The following is an 18,212-nucleotide window of genomic DNA, read 5'->3' as shown; positions in this document are numbered from 1 at the left end:
TCATCCGGGAGGCATGCCATGGACAGGACCGCGCCCGCCCGGGCGGACCGCCCCGGGGCCTCGCGCCTCGGGCGGCGCATGCTGGACGAGCTCAGGCGCACGGCGGCGATCTTCGCCTATCTCTGGACGGTCTTCGGCATCCTCGTCCTGCACGAGTGGATCGTGCTGTCCCGCCACGGGATCGACTACCGTTTCTACGGCCTCGCCTTCGTGAATGCGTGGATCCTGGCTAAGGTGGTGCTCGTCACGGAGCATCTCGACGTGCTACCGCGCTGGGCTGGCCGGCCGCCGATCTACCGGATCGTCACGCGCTCAGCCGGTCTCGCGCTGATCCTCGTCGCGGCCTACGCGATCGAGGAAACCGCGATCGGACTCGTCCGGGGACGCTCCCTGGCCGACAGCCTGCCGGCCATCGGTGGCGGCGGCATGCGCGGCTACGCGGCGATAGGCGTGATCATGGCGGTCGCCCTGGTCCCGTACTTCACCTTCCGGGAACTCGGCCGCATCCTCGGCCGCGAGCGGTTGCGGGCCCTGATCCTGTCCGAGCCGGCGCCCGCGTCGCCGTCAGGCCGCGGCGGTGAGCACCGCTGAGCCGAGGAGTGAGGCCGGGCGTGAGGCTGGGGCGCGGTGTCTGACCCCGCGCGGCACGATGTCCCCTTCGATCAAGCCGCCAGAGCGTGACCTGCAAGGATGGGACGCCTTCCTGTCCGTCGGATGGACGGAGACCGTCATGATCCGAGTCCCTGGACTGCTTCTCGGCCTGCTTCTCGCGGTCTCATCGCCTCGGGGCGCGGACGCGCAGACGGAGCCTGGGGGCGCCCTGCCGGTCGGAATCGTGACCGCGCGCCGGACGCAGATCGACAAGACCCTCGACTTTGTCGGCCGGGTCGAGGCCGTGAGCCGGGTCGAGGTGCGCGCCCGCGTCACCGGCTACCTCGACGCGGTCCAGTTCAAGGAGGGCGATCTCGTCAAGGAAGGGGCAGCGCTCTACCGGATCGAGCCCGACCTGTTCCAGGCGGCCGTCACGCAGGCGAAGGGCGCCCTGGAGCGCAGCCTGGCCGCCCAGGCGCTCGCGGCGATCCAGCTCCAGCGCGCGCAGGACCTGCTCGACCGCAACGCCGGCACCGTGGTCGCGCGCGACCAGGCGCGCGCCGCCTTCGACCAGGCCAAGGGCGCGGTGATGGGCGACGAGGCGAACCTGCGCACCGCCGAGATCAACCTCGGCTACACCCGGATCCTCTCGCCGATCGCCGGGCGGATCGGGCGCACGAGTGTGACGAAGGGCAACGTCGTCGGCCCCGACAGCGGCGTGCTCACGAGCATCGTCAGCCAGGATCCGACATACGTCGTCTTCCCTGTGAGCCAGCGCGAGTTCCTGCGCGTCCAGCAGGGCGGCGACCGGCCCGACCGCAGCCGGATCACCGTGCGCATCCGCTTCTCCGACGGCTCGGTCTACGGTGAGGTGGGCCGGATCAACTTCGTCAACATCAGCGTCGATCGCACTACGGACACGGTCCTGGTGCGGGCGAGCCTGCCCAACCCGGCGGGCGAGCTGCGCGACGGGCAGCTCGTGCAGGTCGCCCTCCAGACCGGCAGCCCGGAGGAGAAGGTCGTGGTGCCCCAGGCCGCCCTCGTCGCTGATCAGGGCGGCGTCTACGTCTTCATCGTCGAGGACGGGCGCGTGGCGACCCGGCGCGTTAAGCCGGCCGCTGGCGCGAGCGGGACCAACATCGTGATCGACGAGGGCCTCTCGGGCGGCGAGCTCGTCATCGTCGACGGGCTCCAGCGGGTGCGGCCGGGCATCGCCGTCCGGGCGAGCCCGGTCGTGCCCGCGGCGAGCAGGACCTGATCCGATGCTATCCGCCGTCTTCGTCGATCGCCCACGCCTCTCGGTGGTGATCGCGATCGTCACCGCGATCGCGGGAGCGCTCGCGCTCCTCACCATCCCGGTGGCGCAGTACCCCGACATTGTGCCGCCCCAGGTCTCCGTGACGACGACCTATCCGGGCGCGGCGGCGGGCGTGGTGGAAGCGACGGTGGCGCAGCCGATCGAGTCGCAGGTCGTCGGCGTCGACAAGATGATCTATATGAAGAGCGTTAGCGGCAATGACGGCAGCTACACGCTCACCGGCTCGTTCGAGCTCGGGACGGACCCCGACATCAACGCCGTCAACGTCAACAACCGGGTTCAGATCGCGCTGGCGAAGCTGCCCGAGGACGTGCGCAAGCAGGGCGTCACCGTCAAGAAGAAGTCCTCGGCGCTGCTGGGCGTTCTGGCGGTCTACTCGCCGAAGTCGACGCAGGATCCGCTGTTCATCTCGAACTACGTGACGATCAACCTGCTCGACCGCATCAAGAGCACGCCGGGCGTCGGCGACGCGACCCTGTGGGGACCGCAGGACTACGCCATGCGCGCCTGGGTGCGCACGGACCAGCTCACGGGCCTCAACCTGACCACGGGCGACGTGATCGACGCCATCAAGGCGCAGAACGTGCAAGCTCCGGTCGGCCGAATCGGCGCCCGCCCGATCTCGGACGACCAGCAGCTCCAGCTCAACATCCAGACGCAGGGGCGGCTGACCTCGGCCGAGCAGTTCCGCAACATCGTGCTGCGCACCAACCCCGACGGCTCGCTGCTGCGCCTCGGCGACGTCGCCCGGGTCGACCTCAGCGCCGCGAGCCTCGACCGCGAGACGCGGCTCAACGGCAGCCCGGCCACCGTGATCGCGATTTATCAGGCGCCCGGCGCCAACGCGATCGCCACGCTGACGGAGGTCCGGCGGCGCGTCGCCGACCTCGCCAAGGCCTTCCCCGAGGGCCTCGAATGGAAGGTCACGTACGACCCCACCGCCTTCATCACCGAGACGGTGCACGAGGTGCAGAAGACCCTCGTGGAGGCCTTCGTGCTCGTCGTCATCGTGGTGTTCCTGTTCCTCGGGAGCTTGCGTGCGACGCTGATCCCGACGCTCGCCGTGCCGGTGAGCCTGATCGGCACCTTCATCGCCCTGAAGGCGGTCGGCTACTCGGCGAACTCCGTCTCGCTGCTCGCGATGGTGCTGGCGATCGGCATCGTGGTCGACGACGCGATCGTCGTCGTCGAGAACGTCGAGCGCGTGATGGAGGAGCATCCGGAGCTGTCCCCGCGCGAGGCGACGAAGCGCGCCATGGCGGAGATCACCGCGCCGATCATCGCGATCACCCTGGTGCTTCTCTCGGTCTTCGTGCCGGTGGCCTTCGTGCCCGGCATCTCGGGCGAGCTGTTTCGGCAGTTCGCGGTGGCGGTCGCGGTCTCGATGTTCCTCTCGGCCATCAACGCGCTGACCCTCTCGCCCGCTCTCTGCGGCGTGCTCCTGCGGCCCCATCACGGACCGCGGCGCGGCCTCATGGGCTTCGTGATGCGGGCGATCGACGCCGTGCGCGACGGCTACGGCGCGGCGGTCGCCCGGATCGTCCGGCTCTCGGTGCTGGGCCTCGTCCTCGCGGGGGCGGCCGCCTACGGCACCGTCGAGCTCGCCAAGATCACACCGACCGGCTTCCTGCCGGAGGACGACCAGGGCGCCTTCTTCGTGGTGGTGCAGCTGCCCGAGGGCGCCTCGGTCGGGCGGACCGCGGAGGTCACCGCCAAGGCCGAGGCGATCCTGCGCGAGGAGCACGCGGTGGCCGACTACACCTCGGTGATCGGCCTCAACTTCATCGACAACTACTCGCAGAGCAACGCGGCCTTCATGGTCGTCACCTTGAAACCCTTCGAGGAGCGCAAGGGGGCGGGCGACGGCGCGGCGGCTCTGATCGCGCGCCTCGGCCAGCGCTTTCGCGAGATCCCGGGCGGCACCGTGGTGCCGCTCGCGCCGCCGCCCATCATCGGGCTGGGCACCGGCGGCGGCTTCGCCTACGTGCTGGAGGACCTGCGCGGCGGCGACCCGAAGGAACTCGCCCAGGTCCTGCGCGGCCTGATCGTGGCAGCCAACCAGGAGCCGCGGCTCGAGCGGGTGTTCAGCACCTTCTCGGCCACGAACCCGTCGGTCTTTCTCGATATCGACCGCAACAAGGTCCAGATCCTGGGCGTGTCGCTCGACGCGGTGTTCCAGGCGCTCCAGGCCTCGCTCGGCGGCTACTACGTCAACGACATCAACCTGTTCGGCCGCACCTGGCAGGTCCAGGTCCAGGCCGAGGCCGCCGACCGGGCGCGGATCGACGACATCTACCGCATCAACGTGCGCAACCGAGACGGCCAGATGGTGCCGCTGCGCAGCCTCGCGGAGGTGCGCATCGTGGTCGGCCCCCCGGCGCTGATCCGCTACAACAACCTGCGCGCGGTGACGCTGCAGGGCTCGCCCGCCCCGGGGGTCTCCTCGGGCCAGGCGCTGGCCGTGATGGAAGCGGTGGCGGCCCGGACGCTGCCCGCAGGCTTCGGCGGCGAGTGGACCGATACCGCGTTCCAGGAGAAGCGCGCGGAGGGCAAGACAGCGATCATCCTGGCCTTCGCGGTGCTGTTCGCATTCCTGTTCCTCGTCGGCCTCTACGAGAGCTGGACCATCCCCGTGCCGGTGCTGCTCTCGGTCACGGTCGGCATTCTCGGCGCCTACGCGGCCATGGCCTGGGGCCGGCTCACCCTCGACCTCTACGCCCAGATCGGCATGGTCGTGCTGATCGGTCTGGCCGCCAAGAACGGCATCCTCATCGTCGAGTTCGCCAAGGAGCAGCGCGAGCGGGGCGTGCCCCTGCGCGAGGCGGCCACGGAGGGAGCGAGGCTGCGTTTTCGGCCCGTGATGATGACCTCCTTCGCCTTCATCCTCGGTCTGTTGCCGCTCGTAGTCGCCACCGGCGCCTCGCAGCTCGCCCGGCGCGACGTCGGTACGCCGGTCTTCGGCGGCATGATCGCCGCCTCCTTGATCGGGATCTTCGTGATCCCGCCGCTCTACGTGGTGTTCCAGAGCCTGCGAGAGCGGGCCTGGCGCTTGCTCGGTGGCGGGGGCACCCCACAGCCGAAGAGCTCGGACGCGCCGGCAGGCCGACCGGGCCACTTGCCGGCCGAGTGACCGGCTCCGCGCGGTCCGAGTCCCCGCCGCCATGCTGGCGGCGACCGGCACGAAGGGGGCGCCTGGGTACACTGACGATACCACGGACGACAGCCCGCAGGATCGCCGCATCGTGCCAGAGCGGTCCCGCCCGAAGCGACCGGTCAGTAGGTTCGGCCGTAGGCCGTCACAGGGATCCAGGGCCGCGCAACAGGAACCGGGCGGTAGGCCACCGCCGTCGGCGCAGTCGGGTCGAACGGGATCATCCCAGCCCCGAAGGCGAGCAGGCCGGCCATGGAGCGCACGTCTTCGGACTGTCGCGGGTCGCGCGCGATGAGCGCCGCCTCCCGCTGGAGCCGCAGGTTGCAGGCCTGGGAGGGGAGCCCGTCATAGGGCGTGCAGGCATCGTGCCGGGCGCAGGCCGCGTCCAGCGCGTCGACCGGCGGCAGAGGGGCGTTGTTGCCCATGCCACAATAGTTGCCGTGGATCAGCCAGGCCGGTCCACGCGCGTAACGGGGGGACTGCGCCTCGGCCGACGAGGTCAGACCGACCACTAGGAGAAGCGGGAGTGCGAGCGTGCGTGTCATCGTCGTGCCCTCGATCTGAAGACCCGTCTGCCCCCCTCGCCCCACGCTCCTGCAATGGTGACTTCAGCGCGACCGCAGAGCGCGTATGGTTTGGGTCGTCCCCGCGACCATCAGGCTGGCGCCCTCCTGGCGGAGGGTCGGGACGGGTATCGCGATCTCGCCACCGCCGAGCCAGCGCCGCCGCGCGACGATGGCCACGAGGGTGTTGCCAGCCTCCGAGACCCGCACCTCCCGTACCCGCCCGACGAGGCTGCCGTCGTCGGTGTAGAGCCAGCGCCCGCGCAGCGTCGGCATGAGCGAGGCGGCGCTCATCTGCATCATCGAGTCGACGGGATCGCCGAGCGTCGAGCGGACGGGCTGCGCCGCCGCGCAGGCCGTCATCAGCGTCAGAAGAAGTGCGCGCCACGCCGCGCGCCTGAGCCGGGTCATGGCATGCTCCGACCGTTGCCGGATGCGCCACGGACGGTTGCCGCTCAATAGGCGCGGCAGACGCCCGCATAGCTGTCGAAGTAGGCGTCGGGACCGCACCCGCCGCGAGTCGCTCCGTAGTAACCCGCCGCCGCCGCGGCAGCACCGACGCCTGCGGCCGCAACCCCGACACCGTAGGGTCGGTACCCGTAGCCGTAGCGGCCGTAGCCGCCGCGGTAGCCGCCCGCCACCACGCCGCGATACCCACCGGCCCGAACTCCGCGATATCCGCCCGCCCGGACGCCGTGGAACCCACCACCCCGGAACCCACCACCCCGGAAGCCGGCGCCCTGGAAGCCGGCGCCCTGGAAGCCGCCGCCTCGAAAACCGCCACCGCCGCCGCGAAAGCCGCGCGCGTCGGCGGCGACGCCGGTCACAATCAGAGCGGCGAAGGCCGCAGAAGCAATCAACAGCGCTCTCATGAGACGATCCCTTCGCAGAGGACGGAGTTGCACGTCATCCCGAAGAGGCCCGGTCGATCAGATCTCGACATCGAGCGTCTCCGTCGTCAATCCGCCGGTCGGAGAACTTCAGGACCGGGACCGTAGGACTTACGTCGATCGATCGCTTGATCGGCGGGGACACCGCCATGTCGTCTGGCGGCTGCGAGTCGTCTGTCCCTCTGTTCCGCGCCGACACCCCCTTCACGAGCAGCATTGGTAGCCGACGCCGGTTGGATTCCACGGTCGGATGAGCTGCCTTGATGCGGCACGACGCCATCGGGGTCCTCAGCCGGTTGCCGGAGATGATGAAGGCGGGGGCGAATATGTCGGTCGGCTTCGTGAACGTGGTCGCCTTGCCAACGGACGCGTAGACGTCCCCGCAATCGCGCCCCTCGAGAACACAGGCGCCCTGGAAACCCGCGGGAGTAGTGTGCGCCGCCGGCGCCCCCACGCCGACCATGCAGGCTGCGAGACCGAGGCCTCCCAGGCGAAGAGCGGATCCCATCGTGGTGTCCTCCTCAAGGTCGGGCAATGGGCCGTGCATCGGGCAAAGCCCGGACGGCTGCCGTCCCGAGAACTCAGTCCGGGGGCTGGAAGTGAGGCGAGGCCGGGGGCTCGTAGAGGCGGCCGTCGGGCGCGACGGCTCCGGCGAAGGCCGTGTCGGCCGGCGTGGTCCGGCAGTTGAGATGTCCATCGTCGGCCTCCTCGATTCGGCAGGCGGAGGTCCGTGCCAGCGCACCGGGCACCAAGGTGAAGTCGCCCCGCTCGGGCGCGCGGAAGCCGGGATCGCCCTGCCGGCCCTGGAGCTCGAACGTCGGCGGGCCGCCGAAACCTTGCGGGAAGCCGTTGCTGCTGATGTCGTGGTCGAACGTGCTGGCAAGATCCAGGAGATCTCGTCCGCGCTCGTCCACGGGCAGCCATCGGAAGCAATCGAAGAACGGGAGGCTTCCCCGCGCCCCGGGAAAGCGACCGAGGCCGTCCGCCTGGACGAACTCCCGCCCACACGCGGCCGCGTCGAACGTCTTGGGGCGCGCCTCGCAGAGTTCGGGCGCGTAGCCCGGCGTGCCCGGCTCGCAGAACAGGATGGCGTTGTTCCAATGCCGGAGGTTCGCGGCCGCGCCGATGCCGGTGACCGGCGCGCGCAGGTACCAGCTGTTGTTGAAGAGGTAGATCGGTCCGCGCCTCGGGTAGCGGTAGGTGTCCGGGGCCGCGCCACGCGGCGGCAGCGCCAGCTTGACGACGCGTCCTGCGACGCTCGCGGCGCAGGACTGCTCCTCGACATCCATCCGGTCGACCCGGCCGGAGGCATCGATTGCCTCGACGCCGACCGGGAGCCAGCGCGCCTTGAGATAGTCGAACCGGCGGTCGAGAACCGGATCGAAGCCTGCCGCATCGGGCGGAGCCGAGACGGGCCGGCGGCGGCAGGCAGGGCCCACGGATGCCGAGCCCGACCAAGCGAGCGCCGGCATGTCGTCGAACCATCCGCGGTTGCCGTAGACGTAGACCGGGCCGCCGCCCATGTCGTCGAACGAGAACCAGGCGTGGGCGTTGTGGATCCGGTTGCGGGCCACATGCGCGTCGGTGGACCAGGTCTCCAGCTCGACCGGGTTATCGCGGACGTACGAGAACAGGTTCTCGGAGATCCAGAGGCCGCCGTTGTACGGGCAGGTCGCCGGGGAGAGGCTCGACGCCGGGAGATCCTCGCAGCCGCTCGCCTTGAGGCGGATCCCGTTATAGGCGGACAGGACCGTATTGCGCCGGAAGACGACCGGGCCCTCGAGATCGGCGCCCCCGAGAAGCGCGCCGTTGAAGTGCTCGTAGACACCGTGATGGCTGACGGCCCAGGGAACGCTCCGCCACATCAGGCCCGGGCAGCCCAACGCCGTCATGCGGCCGTCGCGGCACCGGAACGGACCCTCGCGGCTCAGGCTCGCCTCATCGTAGCCGCTCACGTCCTGGACCCACGTCACATCCTCGACGGTGATGTGGTCGGCGGGCTGGCCGGGGCGCCCGCGTGCGGCCAGACCGTAGCTGCTGCCGATGACCAGCACGCGGCGCAGGGTGACGCGTCGACTGCCGAGGGCGCGCACGGCCACCAGCCAGCAATCCTGGAAAGTCAGATCCTCAACGACGACGCCGTCAACCCGATCGAGGTCGAGGCAGGCCGCGTCGGCCAATCGCCCGGTCCTGCCGATCGGGATGGCGGGCCGGGCTCCAGCCGCGCGCTCGCTCGGCAAGGTCCGGGCGGCGGCTGAGCCGAACAGGGCCGCAAGCAGATCCGGCGTCTCGGGGGCCGCGAGGGCGGCGTAGAGATCGCCGCAGGCGCGCTCGGTGCCGTCTTCCGGCATCGGGCAGTCGCGGATCTGCTCGACGCTTCGGCCGATCAGCCGGGTTCGTGCGCCGAGTCCTCGGATCACGATCGAGTCTGGCGCGAGGCTCGTCTTCCGGGAGAGGACAACGTGCGCGCGGTACACCGTCGTCGCGGCCGGATCCGGCGTGTCGAGAAGTAGTTGCACCACGTCGCCCGGCAGGACCGTCCGCATCGTGTCCGTAGAGAAGGACTCGGTGCGATCGGCGGCCAGGCGACCGTCGGCGCCGTAGCCCGGCCCGGCGCCGGTCGGTGTTACGAAGATGGTCCGCGCCGCGGCCCCGAAGGGGTCCAGAGTGAGACAGACCAGAAACGGCACCAGCCGGCAGAAGGCTCCCACCACGCGCGGACGGCGTGCGGCCACCCAGGCGAAAGTCCACCAGGACCGCCAAGAAGATCCGGGGCTCATCTGCATCCTCGCATCGATCACGCGGATGACGTGCTCTCCGCCCGAAGCCCCCCGGATTCTGGCCGCCGCCCGGCCGGTGAGAGGCCGCGCAAGGCCTACTCGGCCGGCGCTTCCGCGATCTCTTCCTGCTTCTGCGTCGTCCGTCTGCTCGCCTCGTACGCGTCCCGATAGCCACGCGCGACGGCCCGCACGCCGCGACCGATATCGTCGTAGACATCGTCCGGTAGGTTGGCGAGAGAGACCCGCAGCGACCAGTTCGGCGCCTCGAAGCCGCCGCCGTTGAGGAGAACGATCCCGTGGACCTCGGCCAATCGGAAAGCGAGGTCGAGCGGATGGACGTTCTTCTTCAGATACTCGACCGCCTCGTTGCCGATGTTCTTCCGCGCCCAGAACTCGAAGTCGATGAGGCCGTAATAGGCGTCAAAGTTCGGGTTCGGCGTGAGGTGGAGACCGAGACCCTCGATCATCGACCAGACCCGCCGGTGGACGATCTCCATGCAGGCCGCCTGATAGGCCTTCCGCTCGTCCATCAGCTCCGACAAGGAGAACAGGCTCATCATCACCTGCTGGGGCAGCGAGAGGCCGGCCGTGTGGTTGAGCGCCACATCGCGGCTGTCGGCAACGACGCGGTCGATGAACTTGAGCTCGCGCGGCTGAAGCGTGAGGGGTCCGTAGCGCCGGTCGAGCGCCGCCGTTTCGGTGGGTGGCAAGGCGGCGATCGCCTTGTCAAAGATGTTGTCCTCGTGGATCGCGATCACGCCGAGGCGCCATCCGGTGCAGCCGAAATACTTTGAATAGGAGTACACCCCGATGGTGTTCTGCGGCAGCTCGCCCATCAGGGAATGGAAGCCCTCGACGAAGGTGCCGTAGACGTCGTCGGTGAGGATCATCAGATCGGGGCGCTTGGTTCGCACGAGGTCGGTGATCTTCGCGACCGTCTCCCTGCTCAGCGCCATGCCGGTGGGATTGCCGGGATTGACCAGGAAAAAGGCCTTGATCTTCGGATCGAGAAGCTTGTCGATCTCCTCGTCCGTGAACTGGAACCTGTTCTCCTGCGGGGCCCTGATGTGGACGACATTCAGGGCGTAGTCCTCGAGGTGCGTCATCTCCAGATAGGGGGTGAAGATCGGCGTGCCAAGCGCGATCGTGTCACCGGGCATCAGGAGCCGGTTCGCCTTGAGCGACTTGAACAGGTAGCACATCGCGGCGGTGCCGCCCTCGACCGCGTAGAGGTCGAACCGGCCCGCCAGCTTCCGCCCGCCGCACATCGCCCACATCAGGTATTCGTGCGTGATCCGTTCATTGTGGACCAGCATGCGGTCGGGCACCGGATAGTTGTCGCCGATGATCGAGTCGACGAGCTCATGGACGAAGGCGTCGGACTCGAAGCCGAAGCTCTCCACCGCGAAGGGCACCATGGCCGACAGGAAGGGCGCACCAGGGCTGTCAGGACGCTCGGCGAGCCATGCTTCGAGGCGGGCGGCGATACCGACGGCCTGCGGCATCCCGCCGAGGCCGGCCGGGTGGCTCATCACGCGCCGGCTCTCGGTGAGAGCGAATTGCCCGAGGAGGAAGAAGGCCTCGCGCGGCGCGGTGGCGACCCAGTTCGGGTTGCCGCGTCCGGCATTAAGGAAGGCCGACTGCGTACGCCGCGACGTCGCCTTCGCAAGCTTGATGAGCTCGTCCTTGATCTCGAACGGGCTCAGAGCCTCGAACTCCGTGAGCTTCAGCGTTTCCGTCATGGCGACGCTCCTAGGGCGATGGAGTTAAGTCGAAAGTAGGACGATGAACATGCCATAGATGGTCAACACAGTATTTCCGACGGCGTAGGGCATTCCGTAGCCGAGCGCCGGGGTCTTGCTCTTGGCCGCTTCCTGGATCATCCCGAGGGCCGCCGTGGTGGTACGCGCACCCGCACAAGCACCGAACAGGATCGCCGGGTGAAATTTGAAGACGTAACGGCCGATATAGACCGCGAGGATCAGCGGCACGGCCGTCGCCAGGGCGCCCCAGAGGAATAGCGTCAGGCCGACCTCCCGGAGCCCCGCCACGAAGCCGGGGCCGGCCGTGATGCCGACCACCGCGATGAAGACGTTGAGGCCGAGCGTGTTCATCAGCCACAAGGCCGGCCCCGGGATGCGGCCGAAGACCGGACGGATCGTCCGGAGCCAGCCGAGGACGAGGCCCGCCAGCAGCGCCCCGCCCGTGGTCGACAGGCTGATCGGAATACCCCCGACCTTGTAGCTCAGTGCGCCCACGAGGCCGCCGAGTACGATGCCGGCACTCAGAAAGGCGACGTCGGTCGTCTCGACCGCCCGGTCCGCATAGCCGAGGTGCTGGATCGCGAGCTCGACGTGGCGGCGGCTGCCGACCAGGGTCAGGATATCGCCGCGCAGGACCTGGGTGCCGGGCAGGACCGGGATCTCGACCATGTTTCGCATGATCTTGCGCAGGTACACGCCGCGCGACCACTCGCTGTCCGAGAGTTCCTGAAGCGTCTTGCCACTGATCTTTCTGTTGGTGACGAAGACGTCGACGAACTCGGCCGGCAGATCGAGCAGTTCGCGGTCCTGCACTTCCTCAAGAATCGGGTTGATCGTCTCGACGAGGAGTTCGCGGCGGCCCGAGATCGCCACGATGTCTCCGGCCTCCAGCACGGTATCGGCGTCCGCCTCGATGATCGTCTGACCGCGGCGCAGGCGTTCGACGAACACCCGCAGCCCGGGCCAGATCTCTCTGACGGGCAAGCCGACCACCGTGCGGTCGTTCGAGACACGGTAGGCACGCAACTCGATGGCCCGATAGGCGGAGGTCAGTCCGACTTCCGGGCCGGTTCCGCCCCCGAGCTCCGCCTCGTAGTCCTTGCAGGCCTTGGCGAGGTCCACGCCGATCAGCCTCGGGCCAAGCTGAGCCAGGACAATCGCCGAGCCGATGGTGCCGAAGATGTATGTGACCGCGTACCCGATCGGGATCTGGTCATTGTAGGTCTTGACCTGCTCGGGCGAGAGGCCGAGGCGCGCGATCTGGTCGGAGGCAACGCCGATCGAAGCGGAGATCGTCTGTGATCCCGCGTAGAGGCCGGCCGTGTATCCGAGGTCGAGCCCGGCCAGGCGGGCGCAGATCAGGGGGGCAATCAGGCACAGGGCCAGAACGACGAGGGAGAAGCCGATCTGTTTAGGTCCCTCCTTGCTGAGGCCGCTCATGAATTGCGGGCCGACGCCGTAGCCGATGGCGAAGATGAACAGGATGAAGAACGCGGCCTTGACGTTCGGCGAGATCGTGATGCCGAGCTGCCCGATGACGACGGCCGCCAACAGGGTGGCGGTGACGTTCCCAAGGCTGAAACCGGCGATCTTTCGAGGGCCGATCGAGAAGCCGATGGCGAGGGACAGAAAGATCGCCAGTTCCGGATAGCCACGCAACGTTCCAACGACCCAGTCGATCATAGGCCCCCCAAAGGCGAGATATGATTTTACTCCGGATACACTGCTTAAAGTAATGATTTAGACTTTCAGATGATTATTATTTTGTAAGAATAATAACATGAATAATATTGATTTACAAAAACATTTGCGAGAACGCTAGAAAAATGACGCAATGACATTTGCCGCTCGATGATGAAATGACATCAACTAACCTGATGATCTAGGCATAGCGTCCGGCGGCTGCTTGATCGGATGGGACAGTGCGAGGCCGTTCGGCGCAGGCAGATCTGTGGTTCCGGTCGCGTTGTCGCATGACCGCCCGATGCAAGCCGGTCGGATGGGTCGCGCGATTCCGTCTTGGAGGTCAATGGCGCGGCGGGGATGCCAGCGGCGCCCTCGCGAGCGCACGCCGCAACGCCTGCCCCTGCCGCGGCGGCTTCCGCAGGTGCGGTCCGAGGAGAGCCAGGAAGGCATGTGCGATCTGGCCGTACTCCTCTTCGCACGCAGTCGAGCGCTCGGTCGGCAGGAATCCCTTCTCGACGATGGCGCCGTAGTGGCGTCGATCAGAGCCGTAGGCCAAGCAGGCAAGATTGTAGAAGCGCTGCCAGGACAGGCCATGCGCGTCCGCGAAGGCGCTCCGGTCGAGCGGCTCCCGCTTGCCCAAGGCTGCGAAGAAGTAGCCGCTGCCGTTCACCACCGCACGGGCGTCCCCGGGGCTGAGATGGAGCAGGACCAGCGCCGCTACTTGATCGGCCGCATCCTCCTCCCGGCCGAGAATCGGCACCTTCAGCATGTGAAACAGAGCATGGCTGCTCTCGTGGAATAGTATCTGAAGTACGGGCCCGCGGATCGCATCTTCGCGCGACACACCAGCGGATGACATTTTCGACGGGGCGATCTTGCTGATGCTATCGATCAACTCGTAGCATGTTGTGATCGTGCGGGTGCGCGGGTCGTACCAGGCGTTGGGTTCTCCGGAGCACGCGGTGAGCCGATAGGTCAGTCGCCGAGGCAGCTTGAACAGGTCGAAGGCTGCCGCGACGCGCTCCAGCACGCGCCGCTGGCGCATGGTGTCGTAAATCTCGCGATGGGCTTGGTCTCTCGGAACATCGTACGCGACCCGCGTGGCTCGTTGATCCGGGTGCCGGAAGCCGCGGCTCTCGGTACCGCTAGGCATTGTGGCTCCGAGGATGATCAAGCAGCAAAGGGCGAAGCGTACGCGGTCGCGGACTTGGCCGACCCTGGTCGTCGCACGACGGGACGTCGGTGTGATCGACACGACGGAGCAGAGCATGACCGCATCCCTCTTCTGTTGATCGGTGGGAGGATCTCGGCGCGTCGGATCGATGGGCGGGGCTGGAACCCGCAAGGCGCCGCCGGAAGGCATTGGACCCGCGTCGGATCCTCCGGCGCGTGACCTCGTTGCGCACATCCGCGACGTGAGCCTTGAGGCGGCCGATGCCGAGCCTGCTCGGCCCGATGATGCTGGGCCGATTGGTTCGTCGCGTGCACGGGCCCTGCGAAGCAGCGGGGTCTGCCTCGGCGGCCAGTTCGCGTTGCGTAGCGCGCAGGGTTGCCCCAGTCTGGACGGGTGGTGATCAAGATCTCGAAGATGGCTGTCTCTGTCATGGTCGGACGAGGAGGCAGCCGATCGAAGGCGAGATCATGCGCACGCGATCAAAAGCGATCGTCGTGCACTCACAATGCGCAAGTGAGGCTTGGTGGCTGCGGCACCGGGCTGAGGTCCGGACCGGGGTAGCGGTCCGCAGGACGGTGGTGCGTGCAGCCTGAGCGCCCGCCTTGCCGGGGAGCGTCGTCCACACGCGGACCGGCACGCGCGGTCACGGAGTCTTCGGCTTCGCCGAAGTGACGCGTCGAGCGGTTCTCCTCAGCACGCGGCTCAGGGCGGCTCAGCCGTCTCCAGGCGGTGGGCGTCATGCCCGACCAGCGCCGGAAGGCGTGCGTGAAGGCGGAGGGCTCGGAGAAGTCCAGAACGGCCGAGATCTGCGCCATGCTCATTCTGGTGTCGGCCAGCAGTTGCCGCGCGACCCGGAACTGCGCCTCGCCGGCTAGTTGCCGAAAGCTCGTACCCTCGGCCTTGAGGCGCCGGCTCAGAGTGCGACGATGCACCATTCTGAAGCGTGCCACGCGTGCCGCTCCGCAGCGCTGCCGGGTGACCGCGGTCCGAAGGTAGCGGCGAATCTCGTCCGTGAGCGTGTTGCGCTCCACCGCCTCAAGCCGACGGACGCGTTCCTCCGCCCGTCTGCGAAGACTCTGGTCGGCACCCCTGATCCGCCTCTGCAGATGGGAGGCCGGAAACACGAGGGCGGCCATCTCTTGATCGAACCGGACGGGCGCGCGGAAGAATGCCCAGTATGTCTCGGCATGGTGCGGGGTCGAGCGCGGCAGCAGCACCTCCGTCGGTGCCCATTCGGGCCCGCACAGCGCGCGCAGGATATTGATCGCCTTTGCCAGCGCCCGCTCCGAGTGCAGCGCAGCCCCCTCGGCCTCGGGCTCGTACAGGGCGTAGCTCAGCACGGCGACGTCGTCGTGCACGCCCAGGCTGATCACCGCACCCTGGTCCCACACGCTCAGATGCGCCTCAAGAGCGCGCAACGCATCCCCGACGGTCTCCGAGTTGCGCAGCAGGACGCCCAGCAGGCCCATAGCCGATAAAGCGGTCCGCTGGCCGACCAGAAGCCCGAGATGAGGGCAGCGGGTCCGAGCGGCCGCGAGCGCCAGGAGGCGGCCGAGTGCGGTAAATGAGACGCACCTGCGCGCGCCGTCGAAGAGTCCAGGATCGAGGCCGGCCTCGGCAACGAGCGCACACGGATCCGCGCCGAGCTCGACGATGACCGGGCAGATCTCCTGGGCCACTTTGAGATGAACGAAGCCAAGCCTTGGCGCTTGGCAAGCATCGTCGAGACTTGCCTCTTCCACGGGCGAGGCTGTCCGTTCTGGCAGGCGTGGTGGAGATGACGAGCGCACAGGAACGTCTCCCTGCTCTCGAATCGATCATCCCCCCTAATCTAGGTAAGGCTCACCGGACGGCCCTGTCTTGATCGAATGAGACACCGCCCGTTCCGGATCGATGGACGTGTCCTGCGCCTCGGATGGGGCTTCGGCTCGACAGGGCAAGACTGGCACAGCGGCGAATCGGGCGGCGTGCAGCGCGATCGAGCCAACCCGGGTTGGACGTGACCGCCTCGGATACCGTCTCGGACCCGGACGTATCCGAGGTGTCGGGCAACGCTCCGCCGGCGCCGCCGCGCCACGGATTGCGAGAGATCCGACGGCGGCGGCCGCGACACGGAAGGCGCCAGGAGGCGGCGCGCGCCGTTGGCAGCCATGGGTTGGTGTCGCCTCCGGGAAACGCGGACCTGGCCGATATGGCGCCACGGACTGCGCCCCTCAGCGCCATCGATGGCTTCTACGATCCCGCGCCGCTCGGATGCCGCTGCGGGTCCTCTGGGACACGCATCACGGCGGCGGCTTCGGGCAAGTCTCCGATCGATCGGCCGCCTAGAAGTCGAGCTGAGCCGACAGGATGAACGTTCGCGGCGCTCCAACCGCGAGGTAACCGCGCGCCGCCGAGGCCCAGTACGAATCGTCCAGGAGATTCTGGACGGTGGCTCGGACCACCACCGGCTTGCCGTTCGTGCCCTCGAAGACGTAGCGCAGGCCGGCATCGAAGCGCGTCCAGTCCGGGACCGACTGCGTGTTGGCCTGGTTGTAGAACATGCGGCTCGTGTAGATCGCCCGGCCGGTCAGCGTCAGGCCCGCCGCCAGCCAGGGCGGCAGGTCGTACTCGGCGTAGAGGTTGAAGGCGGTGTCGGGTACGCCGGGTGCGGTGTTGCCGTCGAACTGGCGGTTGGCCGTGTTGACCAGCGTCGCGTCGATGAAGGTCACGCCACCGAGCAGCCGTACGCCCGCGACCGGCTCGCCGAACACGTTGAGTTCGAGGCCGCGGTTGCGCTGAAGGCCGCTCAGGGTGAAGCGGTTCGTAGCCGTATCGGTGAAGGCGTTCGGTTGCTCGATCTCGAACAGCGACGCGGTGAGTGCTACGTTGCCGAAATCGTACTTGGCGCCGACCTCCTTCTGCCGGCTCACCACGGGCGCGAACACTTCGCTGGCATTGACCACCGTCGCGGGGGCGCTCGGGCCCGCGTCGAGCGATTCGATGTAGTTGCCGTAGAAAGCGAGGTTCTCGGTCGGCCGGACGACCAGGGCATAGGCGGGGCTGAACCGGCTTTCCCTGTAGCTCGTGGCGAGATTGCCCTGGCTTGGGCCCGGACGTGTGGCGTAGCTCTGCAGGTCGATCTCCTGAAAGCGTCCGCCGATCGTCAGCATGAAGCGGTCGTCGCCGAGCGACAGGGTGTCGGCGACCGCGACGCTGCGCGCGTAGAGTTCCGTGAAGAGAGGCTGCTGATTCGAGCGCGGGAAATTGATCGTGGGTACCGAGCCAAAGGGCAGATAGACCGGATCATAGATATTGGTCGTATAGCTCGGCAGGCTGAAGGGGACGAAACCGCGCGAGTAGTTCTTATTTACGGCCTCGGCCGCCGCGACGTTGAACTGGTGGCCGACGAACCCCGTGTGGAAGCGCGAGCGTAGTCCGACCTCGCCGCTGAAACCCTCCAGTTCGAGAGGCTGGATGGCCAGCGTGTTGGAGGCCTGGCCGGTCACGCTCGTGACCCGATAGTTCGAGGTCAGGAAGTCCTCGTTGTAGCGGCTGAGGCCGCCCGCCGCGTAGATCGTCGTCTCGGGCAGCACGTCGTACTCGATCCGTCCCGCTGCCATGTTGTAGCGGCTGTCGTTGTACTCGAACGGGTTCGATGTGTTGCGGCGGTTGTTCGGAGCCCGCGGGACGGGGATGTTGGGCGCGACCGCGTTGAACAGCGAGGTCGGCGCGGTGACGTTCTGTGTGGAGTGGTTCAGGTCGACCGAGGCGCGGAACCGCTCGCCGCGATAATCCAGGCCGAGGGCGGCGACGCCCACCTCGATCGCGTTCTTGTCAAGCGGCGTGGCGCCGTTGCGATAGGCGCCGTTGAAGCGCACGCCCCACTCGTTGAACGCACCGAAGCGGCGACCGATATCGGCGTGCGTCCAGATCTGCGCGTCGCTGATGTAGGTCGTCGTGAGCCGGGTGAGCGGCTCGTCGAAGGCCCGCTTCGGGATCAAGTTGATGGTGCCGCCGACGCGACCGGTGCCGCCGCTGAGCAGCGCGGTCGGCCCGAGCAGGACCTCCACGCGCTCCAGCCCCTCCGTGAAGGTTCGGCGCGGGTTGGCGAGGTAGAACAGGCCGTCGAACGCGGTGTCGAGGTTGGTGACCGAGAAGCCGCGAATGAAGTAGGAATCGCGCTCGCTGAACGGCGGGGCGTCGTTACGCACGGACGGGTTGTTCAGCACGACATCCGAGAGCGAGCGCGCCTGCTGGTCGTTGATCAGCTTCTCGGTATAGCCCTTCAACGTGACGGGCTATACCGAGAAGCTG

At 67.9% G+C, this 18,212-nt stretch carries 12 protein-coding genes; 3 read left to right on the top strand and 9 right to left on the bottom strand.

The genetic code is table 11. From position 1 onward, the window contains the following. Positions 1-18: 18 nt before the first annotated feature. The 3 genes from MFF54_RS12485 (at position 19) to MFF54_RS12475 (ending at position 5,039) form a co-directional block, all read left to right on the top strand. Positions 19-591 (top strand): hypothetical protein, encoded by a 573-nt coding sequence (locus tag MFF54_RS12485; RefSeq protein WP_238303216.1) that lies wholly within the window; start codon positions 19-21, stop codon positions 589-591. 139 nt (positions 592-730) lie between these two features. Next, positions 731-1,849, top strand: coding sequence for an efflux RND transporter periplasmic adaptor subunit (locus tag MFF54_RS12480; protein ID WP_238303215.1), 1,119 nt, complete (start codon positions 731-733; stop codon positions 1,847-1,849). Between the two features lie 4 nt (positions 1,850-1,853). Then, on the top strand, positions 1,854-5,039 hold the full coding sequence (locus tag MFF54_RS12475; protein ID WP_238303214.1) for an efflux RND transporter permease subunit: 3,186 nt from the start codon (positions 1,854-1,856) through the stop codon (positions 5,037-5,039). Positions 5,040-5,182: 143 nt separating this feature from the next. Here MFF54_RS12475 and MFF54_RS12470 read toward each other — a convergent pair whose 3' ends face one another. The 9 genes from MFF54_RS12470 to MFF54_RS12430 form a co-directional block, all read right to left on the bottom strand. After that, positions 5,183-5,605, bottom strand: coding sequence for a phospholipase A2 family protein (locus MFF54_RS12470; protein ID WP_238303213.1), 423 nt, complete (start codon positions 5,603-5,605; stop codon positions 5,183-5,185). Positions 5,606-5,668: 63 nt separating this feature from the next. Further along, positions 5,669-6,034: a PRC-barrel domain-containing protein gene (locus MFF54_RS12465; protein ID WP_238303212.1), complete on the bottom strand. Its 366-nt coding sequence runs from the start codon at positions 6,032-6,034 to the stop codon at positions 5,669-5,671. Positions 6,035-6,078: 44 nt separating this feature from the next. After that, the gene (locus MFF54_RS12460; RefSeq protein WP_238303211.1) at positions 6,079-6,495 is read right to left on the bottom strand and encodes a hypothetical protein; all 417 of its coding nucleotides are present in this window, start codon (positions 6,493-6,495) and stop codon (positions 6,079-6,081) included. A gap of 599 nt (positions 6,496-7,094) precedes the next feature. Continuing rightward, the gene (locus MFF54_RS12455; protein ID WP_238303210.1) at positions 7,095-9,248 is read right to left on the bottom strand and encodes a hypothetical protein; all 2,154 of its coding nucleotides are present in this window, start codon (positions 9,246-9,248) and stop codon (positions 7,095-7,097) included. Between the two features lie 140 nt (positions 9,249-9,388). Next, the gene (locus tag MFF54_RS12450) at positions 9,389-11,035 is read right to left on the bottom strand and encodes a bifunctional aspartate transaminase/aspartate 4-decarboxylase (protein WP_238303209.1); all 1,647 of its coding nucleotides are present in this window, start codon (positions 11,033-11,035) and stop codon (positions 9,389-9,391) included. Between the two features lie 24 nt (positions 11,036-11,059). Next, complete coding sequence (aspT, locus tag MFF54_RS12445; RefSeq protein ID WP_238303208.1) at positions 11,060-12,739, bottom strand: aspartate-alanine antiporter; 1,680 nt, start codon at positions 12,737-12,739, stop codon at positions 11,060-11,062. 343 nt (positions 12,740-13,082) lie between these two features. Further along, a complete protein-coding gene (locus tag MFF54_RS12440) occupies positions 13,083-13,916 on the bottom strand; it encodes a DUF4344 domain-containing metallopeptidase (protein WP_370880154.1) in 834 nt (277 codons plus the stop codon). Positions 13,917-14,416: 500 nt separating this feature from the next. After that, positions 14,417-15,658 (bottom strand): AraC family transcriptional regulator, encoded by a 1,242-nt coding sequence (locus MFF54_RS12435; protein WP_238303205.1) that lies wholly within the window; start codon positions 15,656-15,658, stop codon positions 14,417-14,419. A 582-nt stretch (positions 15,659-16,240) separates the two neighbouring features. Further along, complete coding sequence (locus tag MFF54_RS12430; RefSeq protein WP_238303203.1) at positions 16,241-18,187, bottom strand: TonB-dependent receptor; 1,947 nt, start codon at positions 18,185-18,187, stop codon at positions 16,241-16,243. Positions 18,188-18,212 lie beyond the last annotated feature (25 nt).

It is taken from the genome of Methylobacterium gregans (assembly GCF_022179245.1).
Classification (GTDB): Bacteria; Pseudomonadota; Alphaproteobacteria; order Rhizobiales; family Beijerinckiaceae; genus Methylobacterium; species Methylobacterium gregans.
The sequence above is the reverse complement of the archived record's forward strand: the minus strand, read 5'-3'. Positions and strand labels throughout refer to the sequence as shown.

What these genes read in the sequence shown, in the direction of transcription:
- MFF54_RS12485 (WP_238303216.1), top strand. Translation starts at nt 19, where the DNA reads ATGGACAGGACCGCGCCCGCCCGGGCGGACCGCCCCGGGGCCTCGCGC.
- MFF54_RS12480 (WP_238303215.1), top strand. Translation starts at nt 731, where the DNA reads ATGATCCGAGTCCCTGGACTGCTTCTCGGCCTGCTTCTCGCGGTCTCA.
- MFF54_RS12475 (WP_238303214.1), top strand. Translation starts at nt 1,854, where the DNA reads ATGCTATCCGCCGTCTTCGTCGATCGCCCACGCCTCTCGGTGGTGATC.
- MFF54_RS12470 (WP_238303213.1), bottom strand. Translation starts at nt 5,605, where the DNA reads ATGACACGCACGCTCGCACTCCCGCTTCTCCTAGTGGTCGGTCTGACC.
- MFF54_RS12465 (WP_238303212.1), bottom strand. Translation starts at nt 6,034, where the DNA reads ATGACCCGGCTCAGGCGCGCGGCGTGGCGCGCACTTCTTCTGACGCTG.
- MFF54_RS12460 (WP_238303211.1), bottom strand. Translation starts at nt 6,495, where the DNA reads ATGAGAGCGCTGTTGATTGCTTCTGCGGCCTTCGCCGCTCTGATTGTG.
- MFF54_RS12450 (WP_238303209.1), bottom strand. Translation starts at nt 11,035, where the DNA reads ATGACGGAAACGCTGAAGCTCACGGAGTTCGAGGCTCTGAGCCCGTTC.
- aspT (WP_238303208.1), bottom strand. Translation starts at nt 12,739, where the DNA reads ATGATCGACTGGGTCGTTGGAACGTTGCGTGGCTATCCGGAACTGGCG.